Source organism: Pseudoxanthomonas sp. LARHCG66 (assembly GCF_052871755.1).
Genome location: NZ_JBIXJW010000002.1, coordinates 209901 through 231806, shown reverse-complemented (window position 1 = coordinate 231806; position 21906 = coordinate 209901). Strand labels below are relative to the sequence as shown.

Sequence of the window (21906 nt, the reverse complement as noted above, 5' to 3'; positions counted from 1 at the left end):
GGCATGCGGCAGTCCGCGCCGGCCGGTCACCTCCCAGCGCTGCACTTGCCGGTGTTGTACACGCAGGTCATGGAAGGGCTGCAGGTGAAAGAGGACGGAACATACCTGGACGGCACCTTCGGGCGCGGAGGCCACGCGCGCGGCGTGCTGCAACAACTCGGCCCGGGAGGCCGGCTGCTGTTGATGGACAAGGATCCCGACGCGATCGCGCATGCCGAACAGATGTTCGCGGGCGACGCGCGCGTGGCGATCCGTCGCGGCAGCTTCGCCTCGATGGCGCAATGGGACGAAACCGCCGCAGGCCTGGATGGCGTGCTGCTCGACCTGGGCGTGTCGTCGCCCCAGCTCGATGTCGCCGAGCGCGGCTTCAGCTTCGGCAAGGATGGTCCGCTGGACATGCGCATGGATCCCGATGCCGGCGAAAGCGCCGCCGACTGGATCGCCCGCGCCGAAGAGCGCGAGATCGCCGACATCCTCTGGACCTACGGCGAAGAGAAGCAGAGCCGCCGCATCGCGCGCGCCCTCGTCGCGCGCCGCGCCACCCAGCCGTTCGTGCGTACCGCCGACCTGGCCGCCGCGATCGCGTCGGTGATGCCGCGCGGCGACAAGATCCATCCGGCCACGCGCAGCTTCCAGGCCATCCGCATCCACATCAATCGCGAGCTGGCCGATCTCGAGGCAGGACTGGAGGCGGCGCTGGCGCGGCTCAAGGTGGGCGGCCGGCTGGCGGTGATCAGCTTCCATTCGCTGGAAGACCGCATCGTCAAGCAGTTCATCAACCGGCACGCGAAGGCACCGCCAGCCAATCGACGCCTGCCCGTGGCGGATACCTTCGCGCCCACGCTGCGAGCGATCGGCAGTGGACAGAAAGGCGAACCCGACGAAGTCTCCTCCAACCCGCGCGCACGCAGCGCGGTGTTGCGCGTGGCGGAGAAGCTGGAGGTGGCGGCATGACCCGCTTCCTGCTGATCGTGCTGGTGCTGGCCAGCATCGCCTCGGCGATCGGCGTGGTGTACGCGCGCCATCGCCACCGCGTGCTGTTCGATGAAGTGACGCGGCTGGAGCGTGCCCGCGACGAACTGAACGTCGAGTTCGGCCGCCTGCAGCTGGAGCAGGCCACCGTCGCCGAGGCCACGCGCATCGACCAGGTGGCACGCGTCCGCCTGGGCATGAAGTTCCCCGAGACGGCTGACGTGGTGGTGATCAGGCCATGAACGCCGCGCCCGCGAAAAACCGCAACCGCGCCCGGTTCAACCTGCGCGGACGCCTTGCGCTGGTGCTGGGCGCGATGGGCCTGTGCTCGATCAGCCTGGTCGGTCGCGCCGCCTATGTGCAGCTGATCAACCACGACTTCTACCAGCGGCAGGGCGATGCGCGCTTCCTGCGCGAGATCCCCATCCCCACCTCGCGCGGCATGATCACCGACCGCAATGGCGAGCCGGTTGCGGTGTCGTCCCCGGTGGAATCGGTATGGGGCAATCCGCAGGAGCTGTTGAAGGCGCCAGATCGTCTGCCCGAGCTGGCGAAGGCGCTGGGCGTGCCGGTCGACCACCTGACCAACCGCCTGTCGCAGCGTGCCGACAAGGAATTCCTGTACCTCAAGCGCCGGATCAATCCGGACGAGGCGCAGCGGATCCTGGCGCACAAGATTCCCGGCGTGTTCTCGCAGCGCGAATTCCGCCGCTTCTATCCGCAGGGGCCGGCGATGGCCCACGTGCTCGGCTTCACCAACATCGACGACCGCGGCCAGGAAGGCCTGGAACTGGCGTTCGACGAATGGCTCAGCGGCACGCCCGGTGCCCAGAAGGTGATCCGCGACAACCGTGGCCGCATCGTGGAGAACGTCGACCTGATCCGCTCCGCGCAGCCGGGCAAGGACCTGACGCTCAGCATCGACCGCCGCATCCAGTACCTCGCGCACCGCGAGCTGCGCAATGCACTGCTCGAGCACCAGGCCAGCAGCGGCTCGATCGTGATCATGGACGTGGCCACGGGTGAAGTGCTGGCGATGGTCAACCTGCCGACCTACAACCCCAACGCGATCGAGCGGGTGAAGCCGGACGCGCGCCGCAACCGCGCACTGACCGACATGATCGAGCCGGGCTCGACGATGAAGCCCTTGACCGTGTCGACGGCGTTGAGGGCCGGCGTGGTCACGCCCTCGACGCTGATCAACACCAATCCGGGCTACATGGCGTTGAACAGCCGCTACACCATCAGGGATGTTCCCCGGAACAACGGCGTGCTGACCGTCACGGGCGTCATCACCAAGAGCTCGAACATCGGCTCGATCAAGATTGCAGAGAAGCTCCCGAACGCCTACTTCTACGAGAGCATCCACAGCTTCGGCTACGGCCAGAAGCCCGGCAGCGGCTTCCCGGGCGAGTCCGCCGGCATGCTGGCGCCGCCGGATCGCTGGAATGGCCTGCAGAAGGCGACCATGTCGTACGGCTACGGCCTGGCGGTCACGCCGCTGCAGATCGCACGCGCCTACTCGGCGCTGGGCAATGGCGGCCGGCTGGTGACGCCGACGTTCGTGAAGGGCCAGCGGGGCGAAGCGCCGCAGGTGCTGGATCCTGCGATCGCGCGCGAAGTCGTCGGCATGATGGAAACCGTGGTGACCGAGGGTGGCGCCAAGCGTGCCGGCGTGCTCGGCTATCGGGTGGCGGGCAAGACCGGCACCGCCCGCATCGCGTCCGGCGGTGGCTATGCGAAAGGTCGCTACGCGTCGTTCTTCGCCGGCCTGGTGCCCGCCAGCAATCCGCGTTTCGCCGCCGTCGTGGTGATCAACGACTCGCAGGAAGGCGGCTATTACGGCGGCCTGGTCGCCGCTCCCGTATTCCACGACGTGATGGACGGAACGTTGCGCCTGATGGACGTGCCGCCGGATGACATCGAGGCGTGGCTCGCCGCGCAGGCCAGGAACACGCAGAAGCCCAACGGAGGCGGCGCACCCGTGCCGGCGGCCCTCGTCGACGACGCCGTCGACACGATGGACCCGTCCGCGTTCGACGCCCCGCGGGCCGTGTTGCCGGCGACGGGGGCGACGCGATGAGGCGGATGATGGCCCTGGCCGAACTGCTGCCCGACGTGGAGGTGCCGCGCGACATCGTCGTGCGTGGCCTGACGCTGGACAGCCGCAGCGTGCAGCCGGGCGATGCCTTCGTCGCCATCGCCGGGTTCGGCGCGCATGGCCTGAACTTCGCCGTACAGGCGAAGGAAAACGGCGCCAGCGCGATCCTGTTCGAGCCGCCGGTGCCGGACGGACTGGAGGCGCCGCGCGATGCGATCGCGGTGCCCGGCCTGCGCGCGCGCATGGGCGTCATGGCCGACCGTTTCCACGCGGCGCCGTCGCACGACATGAAGATGGTCGGTGTCACCGGCACCAACGGCAAGACATCGACCGTACAGCTGCTGGCGCAGGCGTGGCACCTGCGCGGCGTGCGCTGCGCGACCGTGGGCACCCTGGGCGCCGGCATGTACGGCGAAGTGGTGCCCACCGGCTTCACCACGCCGCTGGTGCTGCAGATGCATGCGCTGCTGGCGCAGTTCCGCGACGCCGGCGCCAAGGCCGTGGCGATGGAAGTCAGTTCGCATGCGCTGGACCAGGGCCGCGTGGACGCCGTGCATTTCGATGTCGGGATGTTCACCAACCTCACCCGCGACCATCTGGACTACCACGGCGACATGGAACGCTACGGCGCCGCGAAGTCGCTGCTGTTCTTCCGTGCCGGCCTGAAGGCCGGCGTGGTCAATCTCGACGATGCCTACGGGCGCGACCTGTTCGCGCGCCTGCCGCATGGCGTGCAGCGCATCGGCGTGAGCTCGCGCGGACAGGCCGAGGCCAGCGTGCGCGCGGATGCACTGCGCCTGGACGGTAACGGCATCGCGTTCGAACTGGTCGTCGGCGACGATGTGCAGCCCGTGCAGTCGCGCCTGCTGGGGCGCTTCAACGTGGACAATCTGCTGGCGGTCGCCGGCGCGCTGCATGCACTGGGCGATACCACGGCCGACATCGCGCGCACGCTGTCGCGCCTGGCGCCGATCCATGGCCGGATGAACCGGCTCGGCGGCGACAGCGATGCCGCAGGCAACCTTCGCCCGCTGGTCGTCATCGACTACGCGCACACGCCGGACGCGCTGGAACAGGCGCTGGCCAGCCTGCGCGACCACGTGCAGGGCAGGCTCTTCTGCGTGTTCGGCTGCGGCGGCGATCGCGACGCGGGCAAGCGTCCGCAGATGGCCGCGATTGCCGAGCGCCTGGCGGACGTGGTGGTAGTCACCGACGACAATCCGCGCACCGAAGATGGCGACCGCATCGTGGCGGACATCATGGCGGGCTTCTCCCGTCCGGACGCCGTCACGGTGCGGCGCGACCGCGCACAGGCGATCGCGCAGGCGATCGCGCAGGCCGACGCCGACGACATCGTACTGGTCGCAGGCAAGGGTCACGAGCCTTACCAGGAAATCCATGGCGTGAAGCACCCGTTCGATGACACCGCCGTGTCGCGTCAGGCACTGGAGGAGCGCCGATGAAGCGTCTTCCCCTTTCCCTGTTGGCGCACTGGGCGGGCGGTGAACTGCTGGGCGATGACCTCGTGATCGGCTCGCTGACCCACGATACGCGCACGCTGATGCCGGGCAGCCTGTACGTCGCCCTGCGCGGCGAGCGGTTCGATGGCCATGATTTCGCCTACGACGCGTCCATGCGCGGCGCTGCCGCAGTGCTGGTCGACCATGAGGTGAAGGTCGACGTGCCGCAGGTCGTCGTGCCGGACACGCTGCTGGCGATCGCGCGCATCGCCGCCGGCCTGCAGCGCGACCGGGTGGAGAAGACCGTGGCCATCACCGGCAGCAACGGCAAGACCACGGTCAAGACGCTGGTGGTCTCCATCCTGCAGCGCGCTGGCGTCACCTACTTCAATCCCGGCAACCGCAACAACGAGGTCGGCTTGCCGATGGCCGTCATCGACGCGCCCGACGATGCCGACTTCTCGGTCTACGAAATGGGTGCGGGCAAGCCGGGCGACATCGCCTACCTGACCGACATCGTGACGCCGGAAGTGGCGCTGGTGAACAACATCGCTGCCGCCCATCTGGAGCGCATGGGCTCGTTGATGGGCGTGGCGGAGACCAAGGGCGCCATCTACGACGCCTTGCCCGCCGACGGTACCGCGGTGATCAACGCCGACGATGCCTTCGCCGAGTACTTCGCCAGCCGCGTGCCGGATCGCCGGATCCTGCGCTTCGGCCTGGAAACCACGGCCGACCTTTCCGCGCGCGATATCCGCGCGACGGCGGAGGGTTCGGATTTCGTACTGGTCGCTCCGCACGGCGAGGTAGGCGTGAGCCTGCACCTGCCGGGCCGGCACAACGTGTTGAATGCGCTGGCGGCCGCCGGCATCGCGATGGCTTGCGGTGTATCACTCGCCATCATCGCCGAGGGCCTGTCGGCCGCGCAGCCGGTGGCGGGTCGCCAGGTGGCGCACGTGCTCGCCAATGGCGCGGTAGTGATCGACGACAGCTACAACGCCAATCCTGGCTCGCTGGTGGCCGCCATCGACACGCTGGCCGCGGCGAGTGCGCAGGCCGGTGGCGAAGGGTGGCTGGTACTCGGGGACATGCGCGAGCTGGGCGACGATGCCGAGGCGCTGCATGCCGATGCCGGTCGTCGCGCCAAGGCCGCCGGGATCCGTCGCCTGTACACGCTGGGTCCGCTCAGTGCCGCCGCTGCCGCCGCCTTCGGTGAAGGCGCGCATCCGTTCGACAGCCATGCTGCGCTGGCCGATGCCCTGGGCGTCGAGCTGGGGCCCGGTGTGCGCTGCCTGGTCAAGGGGTCGCGTGGCAGCGCGATGGACCGGATCGTCGCCATCTTGCTGTCCACCGGGGAGGACACATCGCATGTTGCTTGAGCTGGCTCGCTGGTTGCAGAGCCTGGAGAATTTCTTCGGCCTGTTCGGCTACCTGACGTTCCGCGGCATTCTCGCTGCGCTCACGTCGCTGTTCCTGTCGCTGTGGCTCGGCCCGGCGGTGATCCGCAAGCTCGGCCAGTTGAAGGGCGGGCAGCCGATCCGCAAGGACGGCCCGCAGTCGCACTTCTCCAAGGCCGGCACACCGACGATGGGTGGTGCGCTGATCCTGGTGACGGTACTGCTGTCGGTGCTGCTCTGGGGCGACCTGCGCAACAAGTACGTATGGGTGGTGCTGCTGGTGATGGCGACGTTCGGCGCCATCGGCTGGTACGACGACTGGATCAAGATCGTCAAGCGCGATCCCAACGGCCTGAAGTCGCGCTGGAAGTACCTGCTGCAGTCGATCTTCGGCCTTGCCGCCGGCCTGTATCTCTATCTGTATGCCGACGTGCCGGCGGCGACGACCTTCTACGTGCCGTTCTTCAAGTCGATCGCGCTGCCGCTGGCGGGCATCAGCTTCGTCGCCATCGCGTACTTCTGGATCGTGGGCTTCTCCAACGCCGTCAATCTGACCGATGGCCTGGATGGCCTGGCGATCATGCCCACGGTGCTGGTGGCCTGTGCGCTGGGCGTGTTCGCCTACGCCTCGGGCAACGCGGTGTTCTCCAGCTATCTGCAGATCCCGCAGGTGCCGGGCGCGGGCGAGCTGACGATCATCTGCGCGGCCATCGCGGGTGCCGGCCTGGGCTTCCTGTGGTTCAACACCTATCCGGCGATGGTGTTCATGGGCGACATCGGCGCACTGGCGCTCGGCGCCGTGCTGGGCACCATCGCGGTGATCGTGCGCCAGGAGCTGGTGCTGGTGATCATGGGCGGCATCTTCGTCATCGAGACGCTGTCGGTGATGATCCAGGTGGCGTCGTTCAAACTGACCGGCAAGCGCGTATTCCGCATGGCGCCGATCCACCACCACTTCGAACTGAAGGGCTGGCCGGAGCCGCGCGTGATCGTGCGCTTCTGGATCATCTCCGTCGTGCTGGTCCTCATCGGCCTGGCCACGTTGAAGGTGCGCTGATGAACGACACGCCGCGCCAGGCCACACGTCTTGAAGCCATCGGGGGCCGCTTCGACCCCTGGTTGCTCGGCGCCATGCTGGCGCTGGCGTCGCTGGGCGTGGTGATGGTGGCGTCGGCGTCGATCTACCAGCACGGCAATCCGTTCTACTACCTGGTCCGCCACGGCATGTTCCTCGTCGCCGGCGCGGGACTGGCGTGGTGGGTGATGCGTACCGAGCTGAAGAGCATCGAGGCGCGCAACCACCTGCTGCTGTTGGGGTGCGTGGTATTGCTGCTGCTCGTGTTCGTGCCCGGGCTGGGCGTGAGCGTGAAGGGCGCGCACCGCTGGATCAACCTGGGCGTGTCCAACTTCCAGGTCGTGGAAGCGGTGAAGGTCTTCTTCATCGTCTGGCTGGCCAGCTACCTGGTGCGCTTCCGCGACGAGGTCAACGCAACGTGGGCCGCGATGCTCAAGCCGTTGGGCGTGGTAGTGGTCCTGGTCGCGCTGCTGCTGATGCAGCCGGACTTCGGTTCGTCCTCGCTGCTGCTGGCGATCACCGCCGGCATGCTGGTGCTCGGTGGCGTCAACATGCCGCGCATGTTCGGTCCGGTGCTGGTGGGCCTGCCGATCCTTGCGGTGATCGCAATCGCCGAGCCGTACCGCATGCGCCGGCTGACCTCGTTCTCCGATCCCTGGGCCGACCCGTTCGGCAGCGGCTACCAGCTGACCAATGCGCTGATGGCGATCGGTCGCGGCGAGTGGGGCGGCATCGGCCTCGGCGGTTCGGTGCTCAAGCTCAACTATCTGCCGGAAGTGCACACCGATTTCATCTTCTCGGTGATCGGCGAAGAGCTTGGCTTCGTGGGCGTTTGCCTGGTGGTGGCGCTGTACGCGCTGCTGGTGGGGCGCGCCTTCGTCATCGGCCTGCGCTGCGTGGAAATGCGCAGGCACTTCGCGGGTTACATCGCATTCGGCGTCGCGCTGTGGATCGGCATGCAGAGCTTCGTGTCGATGGGCGTGAACCTGGGCCTGCTGCCGACCAAGGGCCTGACCCTGCCGCTGATCTCATCGGGCGGTTCCAGCATCCTGATGACCTGCGTGGCGATGGGCCTGCTGCTGCGCGTGTCCTACGAGCTGGAGCGCACGCAGCGCCAGGTCGCGCTGCGCGGGGAAGTCATCCAGGGTGCGGGCGATTCGCCTGTGCCGGTCGATCCGCGCCCGGTGCCTGCCGCGCCTGCTTCGTTCTCGGAGACGCTGCGCGGCACCAGCCGCCTGCAGCAACGCGTCGAGCCCACGTTCGAGAGGATCGCATGAGCAGTGCGGGCGCTCCCGTCATGATCATGGCCGGTGGTACCGGCGGCCACATCTTCCCTGCGCTGGCCGTGGCGAAGGTGTTGCGCGCGCGCGGCGTGCCGGTGGTCTGGCTGGGTGCGGACGGGGCAATGGAAACGCGCCTGGTGCCGCCGCACGACATTCCGCTGGACACGCTGGCCATCACCGGCCTGCGCGGCAAAGGCCGGTTGGCGTTGCTGGGTGCGCCCGTGCGCGTGTTGCGCGCGATCCGCGCGGCAGGCTTCGTGCTGCGCCGCCGCGCGCCGCGGTCGGTGGTGAGTTTCGGTGGTTTCGCGGCCGGTCCCGGCGGTGTCGCCGCGCGCCTGATGGGTTTGCCGCTGCTGGTGCACGAACAGAACCGCGCTGCGGGCTTCACCAACCGCATGCTGGTGAAGGTCGCGCGCCGCGTGATGACCGGTTTCCCCGGTGCGTTCCCGTCGCGCGAGGAAGTGGTCGGCAATCCGGTGCGGGACGAGATCGCGGTGCTGCCGCCACCGGCCGAACGCCTGGCGGGCCGCAGTGGCCCGCTGCGGGTGCTCGTGTTGGGCGGCAGCCAGGGCGCGCGTGCGCTGAATCTCGCGGTTCCGCAGGCCATCGCGACGTTGCCGGCGGGCAGCATCGAGGTGCGTCACCAATGCGGCGAAAAGCTGCGCGACGAAGCCGCCCGGGCCTACGCCGACGCCGGCGTGGTCGCGAGCGTGGAAGCCTTCATCACCGACATGGCGGCCGCGTACGCGTGGGCCGATCTGGTCGTCTGCCGCTCCGGCGCCTCGACCCTGGCCGAGCTGTGCGCGGTCGGCGTGGGCAGCGTGCTGGTGCCCTTCGCGCAGGCCGTCGATGACCACCAGACCCGCAACGCCGAATACCTGGTCGAGCGTGGTGCAGCCGTGCTGCTGAAGCAGGACGACACGCTGGCCGACGCGCTGGCCACCACGCTGCGGCAGCTGGCTGGCGATAGCGACAAGCGCCTGGCCATGGCGCAGGCCGCGCGCGCGCTGGCGAAGACCGATGCGGCCGACCGCATCGCCGACATCATTCTCGAGGAAACAACGAACATGAGGACGCAGGCATGATGATGGCTGCTGCACGCGAGCGCCGCCTGCAACACACCGGCAACCTGGCGAAGGAGTTCCGCCGCGTGCACTTCGTCGGCATCGGCGGCTCCGGCATGAGCGGCATCGCGGAAGTGCTGTGCACGCTGGGTTATGAAGTATCCGGTTCGGACAACGCCGACAACGCCGCGACCCGTCGCCTGGCGTCGCTGGGTGCGCGCGTGATGCGCGGCCACAATGCCTCCAACGTGCTGGGCACCGATTGCGTGGTGGTCTCCAGTGCGATCAGGCAGGACAACCCCGAACTGATGGAAGCGCGCAGCCAGCGCATCCCGATCGTCCCGCGTGCGGCGATGCTGGCCGAGCTGATGCGTTTCCGTCGCGGCATCGCGGTCGCCGGTACGCACGGCAAGACCACCACGACGAGTCTCACGGCCGCCGTGCTGAGCGAAGGCGGGCTGGATCCGACCTTCGTCATCGGTGGCCAGCTGCTCGCGGCCGGTGCCAACGCCAAGCTCGGCGACGGGCAATGGCTGGTGGCGGAAGCCGACGAAAGCGATGGCAGCTTCCTGCGCCTGAATCCGCTGATCTCCATCGTCACGAATATCGACGCGGATCATCTCGAAAACTACGGCAACGACTTCGAGCGCGTGAAGGCGGCCTTCGCCGAATTCCTGCAGCGCCTGCCGTTCTACGGCCTGGCGGTGCTGTGCATCGACGATCCGGAAGTCGCCGCCATTGCCGCGGAAACGCCGCGCCACGTGATGAGCTATGGCTTCGCGGAGAACGCCGACGTGCGTGCCGAAGACGTGGAGCAGGACGGCGGCCGCATGCATTTCACCCTGCGCCTGCCGGAGGACGCGAGCATCCGCGTCAGCCTAGCGTTGCCGGGGCGCCACAACGTGCAGAACGCGCTTGCTGCGGCGGCCATCGGATGGCAGCTCGGCGTGTCGCCGGAGAACATCGCGGCTGCGCTGGAGAAGTTCGCCGGCATCGGTCGCCGCTTCAACGACCTGGGCGAGATCGCCACGCCGCAGGGCGCGCGCGTGCAGCTCGTCGATGACTACGGCCATCATCCGAAGGAACTGGCGGCGGTGTTCGCCGCCGCACGCGGTGGCTGGCCGCACAAGCGGCTGGTCGTGGCCTTCCAGCCGCACCGTTACAGCCGCACGCGCGACCAGTTCGACGCGTTCGCCGCGGTCCTGTCGGAGGTCGATGCGCTGGTGCTGAGCGAGGTGTACCCCGCCGGTGAGCAGCCGATCGCAGGCGCCGACGCGAAATCGCTGGCGCGCGCCATCCGTGCGCGTGGCCGCAACGAACCCGTGGTGGTCAGCCAGGTCGCGGACCTGGTCGACGTGCTGCCGGACGTGTTGCAGGACGGCGACCTGTTGCTGCTGATGGGGGCCGGTGACATCGGCCACATGTCGCAACACATCGCCGCGCATGGCTTCACCGCGAAGGACCCGGCATGACCACTGTGACCGTGCAACCGCCGCGTTTCAAGGATCCGGCCCGTTTCGGCCGCGTCGCCGTACTGATGGGCGGCGTGTCCAGCGAGCGCGAAGTGTCGTTGAACTCGGGCCAGAACGTGTTGGCGGCGCTGCTGGCGCGCGGCGTGCAGGCGTTCGCCGTCGATGGCGTGCCGGCCCTCATCGAGGCGATCCGCGCGGGCAAGGTCGACAGGGTGTTCAACATCCTGCACGGCGGCGATGGCGAGAACGGCGTGCTGCAGGGCCTGCTGCAGTCGCTCGGGGTGCCGTACACCGGCCCGGGCGTGCTGGGTTCTGCGCTGACGATGGACAAGATCCGCACCAAGCAGGTGTGGCAGGCGGCCGGTCTGCCGACCGCAGGCTTCGTGCGGATTCCGCCGGGTGGCGACCTCGCGGCAGCGGTCCGCGCGCTGGGCTTCCCCGTGTTCGTGAAGCCGAGCGCGGAAGGGTCCAGCGTCGGCGTGTTCCGCATCCTGGGTGAAGACGACCTCGTGCCCGCCGCGACGTTCGCATCCACCTACCCCGGCGAGCTGCTGGCAGAGCAGATGCTGACCGGCGGCGAGTTCACCGTGGCCGTCCTGGGCGACCTCGCACTGCCGTCGGTGCGTATCGTGCCGGCGCAGGGCTGGTACGACTACCACGCCAAGTACATCGCCGACGATACGCAGTACCTCTGTCCCGGTCTGGATGACGCGGCCGAGGAAACACAGATCCGTGCACTGGCGCTCGAAGGCTTCCGCGCCGCCGGCTGCAGTGGCTGGGGGCGGGTCGACGTGATGCGTCACGCGGACGGACGTTTCCTGTTGATGGAGGTCAATACCGCCCCGGGCATGACGAGTCACTCGCTGGTGCCCAAGGAAGCGGCGCAGGTCGGCATCGGTTTCGAGGAACTGTGCTGGCGCATCCTGGAGCAGACCGTGCCGGAGGTCGCCGGCTGATGAATGCCGCCCTGCGCATCATGGCCTGGTTGCTGGCGCTGGCGCTGGTCGCGCTGCCGGTCGTGGCCGTGGTCAATGGCTGGATCGGCGCCGACCGGTGGCCGTTGTCCAGGCTGCGCGTGCAGGGCGAGTTCGAACGCGTGGACGCGGCGCAGTTGCAGGCCGCCGTGCTGCCGTACGCGAAGCGCGGCTTCTTCGCCGTCCCGCTGGAGGACGCCAAGCACGCGGTCGAGCGGTTGCCGTGGGTGGAACGCGCGGACGTGCGCAAGCGCTGGCCGGACGTGCTGGAGGTACGCATCACCGAGCACAAGCCGTTCGCGCGCTGGGGCAACGACAAACTGCTGTCCGAGCACGGCCGCCTGTTTCCGCTGCCGAAGGAGCTCGCCGGCCTGGATCTGCCGCAGCTGGGTGGGCCGGACTCCCAGGTGCAGGAAGTGACCGCGCTCTACAACGAATCGCGCCAGCTGTTCGCACCGCTGGGACTGGACGTCACCACCCTGGTGATGGATGCGCGCGGCAGCTGGTCGCTGCTGCTGGGCAACGGCACCCAGGTGGTCGTCGGCCGCACCGATGCGCGTCCACGCCTGGGCCGCTTCGCGCGGATGCTGCCGCAGCTGCTGGCCACCGCGCAGGCACAGCCGCTGGTGCGCGCGGACCTGCGCTACACCAACGGGTTCGCGCTCAGCTGGGGCGAAGCGCCCAAGGCGCCGCCGCCAGCTTCCACACCGTCTCCATTGCCTGCGCCGATCGCGGTCGCAGGTCGTCTTCTGCAGGGCACTACATGAATCGCAAGGGTGACAAATCGCTGATCGTCGGGCTGGACATCGGCACCTCCAAGGTGACGGCGCTGGTCGGCGAGTACGCACCGGGCAATCCGATCGAGGTGATCGGCATCGGCTCGCACGAGTCACGCGGCCTCAAGCGCGGCGTCGTCGTGGACATCGAGTCGACGGTGCAGTCCATCCAGCGCGCGATCGAGGAGGCCGAGCTGATGGCCGGCTGCGAGATCCGCTCGGTGTACGCGTCGATCTCCGGCAACCACGTGCAGTGCCGCAACTCGCCCGGCATCGTGCCGATCCGCGACGGCGAGGTGACCTGGGGCGACCTGGACCGCGTGCTGGAAGCGGCCAAGGCCGTCGCCATCCCGGCCGACCAGAAGATCCTCCACGCCATCCCGCGCGAGTACAAGCTGGACAATTCGCAGGAAGGCATCCGCAACCCGGTCGGCATGACCGGCGTGCGCCTGGAGGTGGACGCGCACCTGGTGTTCTGCGCACAGTCGGCCGCCGCCAACATCAGCAAGTGCGTGCAGCGCTGCGGCCTGCAGATCGACGACCTGATCTTCTCCTCGCTGGCCTCCAGCGTGGCCGTGCTGACCAGCGACGAGCGCGAGCTTGGCGTGGTGCTGGTCGACATGGGCGCGGGCACCACCGACCTGGCGGTGTTCGTGCAGGGCGCGATCTGCCACACGGCATCGCTGCCCATCGCCGGCGACCAGGTGACCAACGACATCGCGCACATGCTGCGCACGCCCACGCCGGAAGCCGAGCAGATCAAGGTGCGCTACGCCTGCGCGCTCGCGCAGCTGGCGACGGCGGAAGAAAGCATCCAGGTGCCCAGCGTCGGCGACCGCCCGCCGCGCCGCCTGCCGCGCCATGCGCTGGCGCAGGCGGTGCAGCAGCGTTACGAGGAGATCTTCGAGATGGTGCAGGCGGAACTGCGCCGCTCCGGGTTCGAGGAGCGCGTGCGCGCCGGCATGGTGCTGACAGGTGGCGCATCGAAGATGGAAGGCGTGGTCGAACTGGCCGAGGAAATGCTGCAGATGCCCGTGCGCGTCGGCATTCCGCAGCACGTCACCGGCCTGGGCGAAGTGGTCGGCAACCCGGTGCATGCCACCGGCGTCGGCCTGCTGCTGATGGGCAGCCAGATCGAACATCCCCGGCGTCCGTCGCTGCCCACGGGCAAGGCGGGCAGCTGGTTCAAGAAACTGCAGAACTGGTATCGCGGCGAGTTCTGAGTGAGGCGACATCCTCCGCGAAGTGAAAGGCATCACGACGTTCGTTCCACCCAGCAACACATAACTAAATAAACGAGGACAAGGACATGGCACATTTCGAACTGGTTGAAAAGATGGCCCCGAATGCGGTGATCAAGGTCGTGGGCGTGGGCGGCGGCGGCGGCAACGCCGTGGCGCACATGGTCAACGGCAGCGTGGATGGCGTGGAGTTCATCACCGCCAACACCGACTCGCAGGCGATCAAGAACTGCGGCGCCAAGCTGCAGCTGCAGCTCGGCAGCAACGTCACCAAGGGCCTGGGCGCCGGCGCGAATCCGGAAGTCGGCCGCCAAGCGGCGCTGGAAGACCGCGAGCGCATCATCGACGCCCTTGATGGCGCCGACATGGTGTTCATCACCGCCGGCATGGGCGGTGGTACCGGTACCGGCGCCGCGCCGGTCGTGGCGCAGCTGGCCAAGGAGATGGGCATCCTGACCGTCGCCGTGGTCACCAAGCCGTTCCCGTTCGAAGGCCGCCGCCGCATGCAGGTCGCGCTGAAGGGCATCGAGGAACTGAGCCACCACTGCGATTCGCTGATCACCATCCCGAACGAAAAGCTGATCACCGTGCTGGGCCGCAACGCGACGATGATCCAGGCGTTCCGCGCCGCCAACGACGTGCTGTTGGGCGCCGTGCAGGGCATCGCAGACCTGATCGTCCGTCCGGGCCTGATCAACGTCGACTTCGCCGACGTGCGCACCGTGATGAGCGAGATGGGCCTGGCCATGATGGGCACCGGCTCGGCACGCGGTGATGATCGCGCGCAGGCCGCCGCCGAAGCCGCCATCCAGAACCCGTTGCTGGACGACGTCAACCTCAACGGTGCCAACGGCATCCTGGTCAACATCACCGCCGGTCCGGACTTCACCATGGCCGAGTTCGACGAAGTGGGCCGCACCATCGAAGGCTTCGCCTCGGAAGACGCCACCGTGGTGGTCGGCACCGTGCTGGATCCGGACATGCAGGACGAAGTGCGTGTGACCGTGGTGGCCACCGGCCTGAACCGCAATGCCGCCCGCCAGCCGGTCGGCCGTGGCAGCGACCTGCGCGAGCCGATGCGCGCGCCGATCAAGCTGGTCCGCGACGCCACCACCGGGATGGCGATCGACGACGGCTTCGCCGTGGACCCGATCAGCGCCGCCACCAGCGGCATGGGCCTGCGTCGTGGGTCGGCTGCGCCGGCATCGTCCGCGCCGGTATCGGCCCCGATCGCGGCCGACCTGCCGCCGGACTACCTGGACATCCCGGCGTTCCTGCGCCGCCAGGCGGACTGATCACGTAGAAGTTGAACCCTCCCCGGTAAACAGGGGAGGGCGCAGATGATGTGCCGTTTCATCGCCGTGTCCCTTCGCTGCCGGACCTTCACCGGTCCGGCGGCCCTTTCCCGACGGCCGTAGCATTCCGTTGTTGCAGGGGTGGGACAGACCGGTTCTTCCGTTAAGATTCAGTGGTCTGCGTGATATTCTCGCTGCCCGCTCAGGTTCCCCCCACCTGCGATTCCTTCGAATGGCCCAGCAACGCACCCTCAAGAACGTGATCCGCGCGACGGGCGTGGGGCTGCACAGCGGCGAAAAGGTCTACATGACCCTGCGCCCGGCTCCCGTGAATACCGGCATCGTGTTCCGGCGCGTCGACCTGGAGCCGGTGGTGGAGATTCCCGCCAGCGCGGAGCTGGTCACCGAGACCACACTGTGCACCGGGCTGACCTGCGAGGGCGCCAAGGTGCAGACCGTCGAACACCTGATGTCGGCGATGGCCGGCCTGGGCGTGGACAACGCCTACGTGGAACTGTCGTCGGCCGAACTGCCGATCATGGATGGCTCCGCAGGCCCGTTCGTGTTCCTGATCCAGTCCGCCGGCATTGCCGAGCAGGACGCCCCCAAGCGTTTCATCCGCATCACCCGTCCCATCGAAGTGACCGAGGGCGACAAGGTGGCGCGCTTCGAGCCGTACGACGGCTTCAAGCTGGGTTTCACGGTGAAGTTCGATCACCCGATGATCCCCGCCTCGCAGTCGCGGGCCGAAGTGGATTTCTCCACCGGCGCCTACATCAAGGAAGTCGCGCGCGCGCGCACGTTCGGTTTCATGCGCGACCTGGAATACATGCGCGAGCGCAACCTAGGCCTCGGCGGCTCGATGGACAACGCCATCGTGCTGGACGAGTTCCGCGTATTGAACGAAGACGGCCTGCGCTACACGGACGAATTCGTCCGCCACAAGATCCTGGACGCCATCGGCGACCTGTACCTCGCCGGGCGCCCCATCCTGGGCGCCTACGAGGGCTTCAAATCGGGCCATGCCTTGAACAACAAGCTGGTCCGCGCCCTGCTGGCCGAGACCTCGGCCTGGGAAGAAGTGACCTTCGAGGACCGCACCGCGCCGTCCCCGGTCACCTATGCGACGCCCGTCCTGGCGATCTGAGACGCCCGTCCGCTGCGGACGGTGACCTTGCTGTCGACCGGTTTCCCACCGTCATCACGCAGTGGTGTGCGAATGGTTACGCCTTGGTCAAAATGTGAACTGTGTCAGGAAATCTGGCCAAAAATAACGTTTTCCTAACCTTTGGCTAACGCCCCGACCGACGGTGGCCGGTACCATGCCCCGTCCCTCGTGATGGCCGGCTCAACATCCGCGGCGTCTACGATGACCACCCCCCGGGGTGGGCGTACCGGCGGAGTCCGGGGCGGACAGGAGGTCGAGGGCCGCTTGCAGCCCTTTGCGGGACGCCTCCGACACAGGTACGACCGGATCTTGCGCAGGCTTCACGGGATGGAGCGGCGCGAGGCTCGTCTTGGCGGTGACTTCGGTGACCGCCAGTCCGATGGATTGGGCCACGTTGATCAGTTCGGGTGCGGCCAGGCGAAGCCTGGCGTGCCACACCGGGGAATCGACGATAAAAACGAGCCGTTTGCCCGCCACGTTCGCCAACCGGCAATGGGGCGCCAGGGCAGGCGGCAGGCAGGGGCGAAGCTGCTGTTCCAAGGCGTCCAGCCACATGGCACGACGCACCGGGTCGGTGGCGGCATCCGTCAAGGCAGCCTGCAGGGCAGGTTGCGCGGTGCCGGTACGGCGCGGCTTGGACTTCGAATCAGACATCGGTATCTATGAGCTTTAAGACCATCGTAAACAATTCGCGTACCTGGTGGGCCCATGCATCGGCCCATGGTGCCTATCGAATCCGCCTCGCGTTCCACGCCCGGCCGCTCGCCAGCGCTGCGGTGCTCGTCGCCGCCGGCCTGCTGGTGGGCATGGGGGGGCGCAGCGCCCTCGGCATGGCGCAGGTCTCGATGCTGCAGGCCAAGGCCGAGCAGCGCGATACCGAGCTTGAGCAGGTCCGCCGTGGTGCCCAGCAGGAAATCAACGCCATGGCCGCGCGCCTTGGCGAATTGCAGGCGCAGGCCAATCGCCTGAATGCGCTCGGTGAACGCCTCACCCGCGTGGGCCAGTTGCAGGACGGCGAGTTCGACTTCAACGAGCCGGTCGGCGTGGGCGGCAACGACGTGTCCTACGACATGAAGCCCGCCGACCTGACCTCCGGCGTGGACAAGCTGGAGAAGCAGTTCGCCGCGTCTGGCCGTCAGCTGTCCGTGCTGGAGGCGCTGCTGTTCAACCGCGAACTCGACAGGAATGCGACCCCGGGCCGCATGCCGATCGCGAACAGCTACATCACGTCCGGTTTTGGTGGTCGCGCCGATCCGTTCGGTGGCGGTGGGCAATACCACAAGGGCATCGACTTCAAGGCCAGCGTGGGGGATCCCGTGCTCGCGGTGGCCGACGGCGTGGTCAGCTTCGCCGGCGTGAAGGGCGGCTACGGCAACGTCGTCGATGTCGACCACGGCAACGGTTACGTCACCCGCTATGCACACAATTCGCGCCTGACCGTACGTGCCGGCGACCTCGTGCGCGTGGGCCAGGAAGTGGCCAAGGCCGGTTCCACCGGTCGTTCGACGGGCGCGCACGTGCACTTCGAAGTGTGGGAGAACGAGCGTGTGGTCAATCCGCGCAAGTTCCTGGGCGAAGGCCCCACGCCGGTGGGGCAGGTCAAGCGCGGCTGATAGCGCGCGGAACCAAACGGGCAGGTCGCGGTCCTACCGCCGGCCTTGATTCCCCGGGCGGCGCCCCAAGCTACAATACGGTGTTGCCAGACAGGGCGCCTAGCGCCCTGTTTCGTTTTGGGCCCGCAACCGCCGCGCGGCCCCGGCGTCCTTTTCCCATCCGGTTCCCTACATGATCAACAACCTGCTTACCCGTGTCTTCGGCAGTCGCAACGAACGCCTGCTCAAGCAGCTGCATCGCACCGTCGACAAGATCAACGCGCTGGAAGCGGAGCTGCAGCAGCTCACCGACGAGCAGCTGAAGGCCAAGACGCCGGAGTTCCAGCAGCGCATCGCGGGCGGGGAAGCACTCGACAAGATCCTGCCCGAAGCCTTCGCGGTCTGCCGCGAAGCCAGCCGTCGCGTGCTGGGCATGCGCCACTACGACGTGCAGCTGATCGGCGGCATGGTGCTGCACCTGGGCAAGATCGCCGAAATGCGTACCGGTGAAGGCAAGACGCTGGTCGCCACGCTGCCCACCTATCTCAACGCGCTCGAAGGCAAGGGCGTGCATGTCGTCACCGTGAACGACTACCTGGCCCGCCGCGACTCCGCCTGGATGGGCCGCCTGTACAACTGGCTGGGCCTGAGCGTGGGCGTGGTGTACCCGGGCATGCCGCACGGCGACAAGAGCGCCGCTTATGCCGCCGACATCACCTACGGCACCAACAACGAGTTCGGCTTCGACTACCTGCGCGACAACATGGCGATGTCGCGCGCCGACCGCTTCCAGCGCGGCCTGCACTACGCCATCGTCGACGAAGTCGACTCCATCCTGATCGACGAAGCGCGCACCCCGCTGATCATCTCCGGCCCGGCCGACGAATCGCCGGAGCTGTACATCCGCGTCAACCGCATCGTGCCCCAGCTGATCAAGCAGGAGAACGAGGAGGCCGAAGGCGACTACTGGGTCGACGAGAAGGGCAAGCAGGTGCACCTGTCCGAAGCGGGCATGGAGCACGCCGAGGAACTGCTGCTGCAGGCCGGCATCATCAGCGAGGAAGAACCGCTGTACGGCGCCAACAACCTGTCGGTCGTGCACCACCTCAACGCCGCCCTGCGCGCGCATGCTATCTACCAGCGCGACGTGGACTACATCGTGCGCGATGGCGAAGTGGTCATTGTCGACGAGTTCACAGGCCGCACCCTGACAGGCCGCCGCTGGTCCGACGGCCTGCACCAGGCGGTCGAAGCGAAGGAAGGCGTGCCGGTCCAGCGCGAGAACCAGACGCTGGCCAGCGTGACGTTCCAGAACCTGTTCCGCATGTACAACAAGCTGTCCGGCATGACCGGTACGGCCGATACCGAAGCCTTCGAGTTCCAGAGCATCTACGGCCTGGAAGTCATCGTCATCCCGACCAACCGCCCGACCGTGCGCAAGGATTCGCCCGACCAGGTGTTCCTCAACCGCCAGGGCAAGTTCAAGGCGGTGCTGGCCGACATCCAGGAGTGCTACCAGCGCGGCCAGCCGGTGCTGGTCGGCACGACCTCGATCGAGACGTCGGAAATGTTGTCCGACTTCCTCACCAAGGCCGGCGTGCCGCACGAAGTGCTCAATGCCAAGCAGCACGAGCGCGAAGCGCACATCGTGGCGCAGGCCGGTCGCCCGGGCGCGATCACCATCGCCACCAATATGGCCGGTCGCGGTACCGACATCGTGCTGGGCGGCTCGCTGGAAGCCGAGTACGAAGCGCTTCCCGAGGATGCCAGCGACGCCGACCGCGCCGCGGTGAAGGCCGAATGGCAGAAGCGCCACGACGAAGTGAAGGCCGCCGGCGGCCTGCACATCGTCGGCACCGAGCGCCACGAATCGCGCCGCATCGACAACCAGCTGCGTGGCCGTTCCGGCCGTCAGGGCGATCCGGGTTCGTCCCGCTTCTACCTGTCGCTGGAAGACAACCTGATGCGCATCTTCGCCTCGGACTGGGTCCAGAAGGCGATGAAGCTGATCGGCATGAAGGAAGACGACGTCATCGAGGACAAGCTGGTCAGCCGGCAGATCGAGAAGGCGCAGCGCAAGGTGGAAGCGCACAACTTCGACATCCGCAAGAACCTGCTCGATTTCGACGACGTCAACAACGACCAGCGCAAGGTGATCTACGCACAGCGCGACGAACTGCTCGACGCCGATTCGGTGAAGGACAACATCGACGGCATCCGCGGCGACGTGGTCGCCGAGACGGTCGCCCGCTTCGTGCCGCTGAATTCGGTGGACGAGCAGTGGGACCTGCAGGGCCTGGAGCGCGAGCTCGGCGAGGAAATGGGCGTGGAGCTGCCCGTGAGCCGCTGGCGCGAGGACGCCGAGGAACTCGATGCCGAGACCATCGAGCGTCGCGTGCAGGAGGCGATGGACAAGCACTTCGCCGACAAGGAAGCGGTGATCGGCGACGAGACCATGCGTGCGCTGGAAAAGCACATCATGCTGACCGTGCTGGACAAGAACTGGAAAGAGCACCTGGCACGCATGGACTACCTGCGCCAGGGCATCCACCTGCGCGGCTATGCGCAGAAGCAGCCGAAACAGGAGTACAAGAAGGAAGCGTTCGAGCTGTTCTCCAGCATGCTGGAGCGGGTGAAGAGCGAAGTGGTGACCCTGCTGTCGCGCGTCCGCATCCGCAGCGAGGAGGAAGTCGCCGCGCTGGAAGCGCAGGAGCGCGCCATGGCCGAGGCGCAGGCCCGGCAGATGCAGTTCCAGCACCAGGATGCCGGCGGCTACAGCGCCGACGAGGAAGCCGAACAGGCCCGGCAACTGGCCGCGGCGCAGGGTGGCTACGTGCAGTCCGGTCCGATGCCGGCGCACCGCGATGCGCCCAAGGTCGGCCGCAACGATCCCTGTCCCTGCGGCAGCGGCAAGAAATACAAGCATTGCCACGGCCAGCTGGGCTGAGTCGCCGCAACACCACCCCGCCTGACGGAAAAGCCGCGCACTGCGCGGCTTTTTCTTTGCGCGCGACATCCGGTCCGGGCGAGACTATTTGCGTCTACCTGACCGTTCCCGGCAAGCTTCTTCCATGCTTACTCCGCTGCGCTCCATCCACGTCATGGCCGCCGTCATCACCGACGCGCGCGGCCGCATCCTGCTGACCCGCCGGACGGAAGGACGCGACCTGGCAGGGCGCTGGGAGTTTCCTGGCGGCAAGCAGGAGCCCGGGGAACGTCCCGAGGAGGCGCTGGTGCGCGAACTGCGCGAGGAACTTGGCATCGAGGCCCGCGTCGGCGACCACATCATCAGTGTGCCCCAGCAATACCCCGACAAGCGCCTGTGCCTGGAAGTGCGGCACCTGACCGGATGGGAGGGCACGCCGCGCGGACACGAAGGCCAGGCGCTGGCCTGGGTCGCACCGGACAAGCTGATGCGCTATGACATGCCGCCGGCCGATCGCCCAGTGGTGGCCGCGCTGCTACAGCCGGATCGCTATCTGGTCACCCCGGAGCCGGACGACGTCCCGCGCTGGCTGGATGGCCTCGAGCAAGCGGTGGCGCGCGGTACCCGTCGCGTGCAGATCCGCGCGCGCGGACTGGAGGGCGAGCCCTGGCGTGCGCTGGCCCGCCAGGCCGTCGCGCGCTGCCGCGAGGCGGGCGTCGAGACGCTGCTCAACGGCGACATCGACCTGGCGCGCGAACTGCAGGTCGGCGTCCACCTGCGCGCCACGCAACTGGCGGCCCTATCGACCCGGCCGCTGCCGGAAGGACTGCCGGTCGCGGCGTCCTGCCATGCCGCAGCGGACCTGCGGCAGGCGGAGGCGCTGGGATGCGATTTCGCGGTGGTGGGCAGCATCTACCCGACCCAGAGCCATCCCGGCGGCGTGTCGCTGGGATGGCCGGGCTTCGCCGGCCTGCGCGAGGGCGTGTCGTTGCCGATCTATGCCATCGGCGGCATGACGACCGACGACATCGCCGACGCGCGCCGGCATGGTGCGCAGGGCATTGCCGCGATCCGCGGGCTGTGGCCGGCCGCCGCCTAGGAAGCGCCGTG

18 protein-coding genes are annotated in these 21906 nt (G+C 67.8%); 17 read left to right on the top strand and 1 reads right to left on the bottom strand.

The window, feature by feature from the left end:
• The first annotated feature begins 3 nt into the window (after positions 1 to 3).
• From rsmH to lpxC, 14 genes are all read left to right on the top strand, one after another.
• Positions 4 to 954: a 16S rRNA (cytosine(1402)-N(4))-methyltransferase RsmH gene (gene rsmH / locus ACIPRS_RS07910; protein ID WP_446538446.1), complete on the top strand. Its 951-nt coding sequence runs from the start codon at positions 4 to 6 to the stop codon at positions 952 to 954.
• The gene (ftsL, locus tag ACIPRS_RS07905) at positions 951 to 1214 is read left to right on the top strand and encodes a cell division protein FtsL (RefSeq protein WP_192202037.1); all 264 of its coding nucleotides are present in this window, start codon (positions 951 to 953) and stop codon (positions 1212 to 1214) included. Before rsmH ends, ftsL begins: the two co-directional genes overlap by 4 nt.
• Positions 1211 to 3055 carry a peptidoglycan D,D-transpeptidase FtsI family protein gene (locus ACIPRS_RS07900; protein ID WP_446538155.1) on the top strand — a complete coding sequence of 615 codons (1845 nt, stop codon included), beginning with the start codon at positions 1211 to 1213 and terminating at the stop codon, positions 3053 to 3055. The genes ftsL and ACIPRS_RS07900 overlap by 4 nt, the downstream gene beginning before the upstream one ends.
• Positions 3052 to 4536: a UDP-N-acetylmuramoyl-L-alanyl-D-glutamate--2,6-diaminopimelate ligase gene (locus ACIPRS_RS07895; RefSeq protein WP_446538154.1), complete on the top strand. Its 1485-nt coding sequence runs from the start codon at positions 3052 to 3054 to the stop codon at positions 4534 to 4536. The genes ACIPRS_RS07900 and ACIPRS_RS07895 overlap by 4 nt, the downstream gene beginning before the upstream one ends.
• A complete protein-coding gene (locus tag ACIPRS_RS07890) occupies positions 4533 to 5912 on the top strand; it encodes a UDP-N-acetylmuramoyl-tripeptide--D-alanyl-D-alanine ligase (protein ID WP_446538153.1) in 1380 nt (459 codons plus the stop codon). Before ACIPRS_RS07895 ends, ACIPRS_RS07890 begins: the two co-directional genes overlap by 4 nt.
• Complete coding sequence (gene mraY / locus ACIPRS_RS07885; protein ID WP_337731518.1) at positions 5902 to 6987, top strand: phospho-N-acetylmuramoyl-pentapeptide-transferase; 1086 nt, start codon at positions 5902 to 5904, stop codon at positions 6985 to 6987. The genes ACIPRS_RS07890 and mraY overlap by 11 nt, the downstream gene beginning before the upstream one ends.
• Positions 6987 to 8282 (top strand): putative lipid II flippase FtsW, encoded by a 1296-nt coding sequence (ftsW, locus tag ACIPRS_RS07880; RefSeq protein ID WP_446538152.1) that lies wholly within the window; start codon positions 6987 to 6989, stop codon positions 8280 to 8282. Before mraY ends, ftsW begins: the two co-directional genes overlap by 1 nt.
• The gene (gene murG / locus ACIPRS_RS07875; RefSeq protein WP_446538151.1) at positions 8279 to 9373 is read left to right on the top strand and encodes an undecaprenyldiphospho-muramoylpentapeptide beta-N-acetylglucosaminyltransferase; all 1095 of its coding nucleotides are present in this window, start codon (positions 8279 to 8281) and stop codon (positions 9371 to 9373) included. The genes ftsW and murG overlap by 4 nt, the downstream gene beginning before the upstream one ends.
• Positions 9373 to 10824 carry a UDP-N-acetylmuramate--L-alanine ligase gene (gene murC / locus ACIPRS_RS07870; protein WP_337731917.1) on the top strand — a complete coding sequence of 484 codons (1452 nt, stop codon included), beginning with the start codon at positions 9373 to 9375 and terminating at the stop codon, positions 10822 to 10824. Before murG ends, murC begins: the two co-directional genes overlap by 1 nt.
• Positions 10821 to 11780 (top strand): D-alanine--D-alanine ligase, encoded by a 960-nt coding sequence (locus tag ACIPRS_RS07865; protein WP_446538150.1) that lies wholly within the window; start codon positions 10821 to 10823, stop codon positions 11778 to 11780. Before murC ends, ACIPRS_RS07865 begins: the two co-directional genes overlap by 4 nt.
• Positions 11780 to 12565: a cell division protein FtsQ/DivIB gene (locus ACIPRS_RS07860; protein WP_337731514.1), complete on the top strand. Its 786-nt coding sequence runs from the start codon at positions 11780 to 11782 to the stop codon at positions 12563 to 12565. The genes ACIPRS_RS07865 and ACIPRS_RS07860 overlap by 1 nt, the downstream gene beginning before the upstream one ends.
• Entirely contained in the window at positions 12562 to 13797 is a 1236-nt protein-coding gene (gene ftsA / locus ACIPRS_RS07855) for a cell division protein FtsA (protein ID WP_142125704.1), read from the top strand. The genes ACIPRS_RS07860 and ftsA overlap by 4 nt, the downstream gene beginning before the upstream one ends.
• An 86-nt stretch (positions 13798 to 13883) precedes the next feature.
• A complete protein-coding gene (ftsZ, locus tag ACIPRS_RS07850; protein WP_192202029.1) occupies positions 13884 to 15110 on the top strand; it encodes a cell division protein FtsZ in 1227 nt (408 codons plus the stop codon).
• A gap of 232 nt (positions 15111 to 15342) precedes the next feature.
• Positions 15343 to 16257 carry a UDP-3-O-acyl-N-acetylglucosamine deacetylase gene (gene lpxC, locus ACIPRS_RS07845; RefSeq protein WP_192202028.1) on the top strand — a complete coding sequence of 305 codons (915 nt, stop codon included), beginning with the start codon at positions 15343 to 15345 and terminating at the stop codon, positions 16255 to 16257.
• A 201-nt stretch (positions 16258 to 16458) separates the two neighbouring features.
• On the opposite strand, the gene ACIPRS_RS07840 is transcribed toward lpxC, so the two are convergent.
• Positions 16459 to 16932 carry a DciA family protein gene (locus ACIPRS_RS07840; protein WP_446538149.1) on the bottom strand — a complete coding sequence of 158 codons (474 nt, stop codon included), beginning with the start codon at positions 16930 to 16932 and terminating at the stop codon, positions 16459 to 16461.
• An 8-nt stretch (positions 16933 to 16940) separates the two neighbouring features.
• Here ACIPRS_RS07840 and ACIPRS_RS07835 point away from each other — a divergent pair, with 8 nt between their 5' ends.
• From ACIPRS_RS07835 to ACIPRS_RS07825, 3 genes are all read left to right on the top strand, one after another.
• Positions 16941 to 17891, top strand: coding sequence for a M23 family metallopeptidase (locus ACIPRS_RS07835; protein ID WP_337731512.1), 951 nt, complete (start codon positions 16941 to 16943; stop codon positions 17889 to 17891).
• 172 nt (positions 17892 to 18063) lie between these two features.
• Entirely contained in the window at positions 18064 to 20817 is a 2754-nt protein-coding gene (gene secA / locus ACIPRS_RS07830) for a preprotein translocase subunit SecA (RefSeq protein WP_192202025.1), read from the top strand.
• Between the two features lie 124 nt (positions 20818 to 20941).
• Complete coding sequence (locus tag ACIPRS_RS07825) at positions 20942 to 21895, top strand: Nudix family hydrolase (protein ID WP_446538148.1); 954 nt, start codon at positions 20942 to 20944, stop codon at positions 21893 to 21895.
• Positions 21896 to 21906 lie beyond the last annotated feature (11 nt).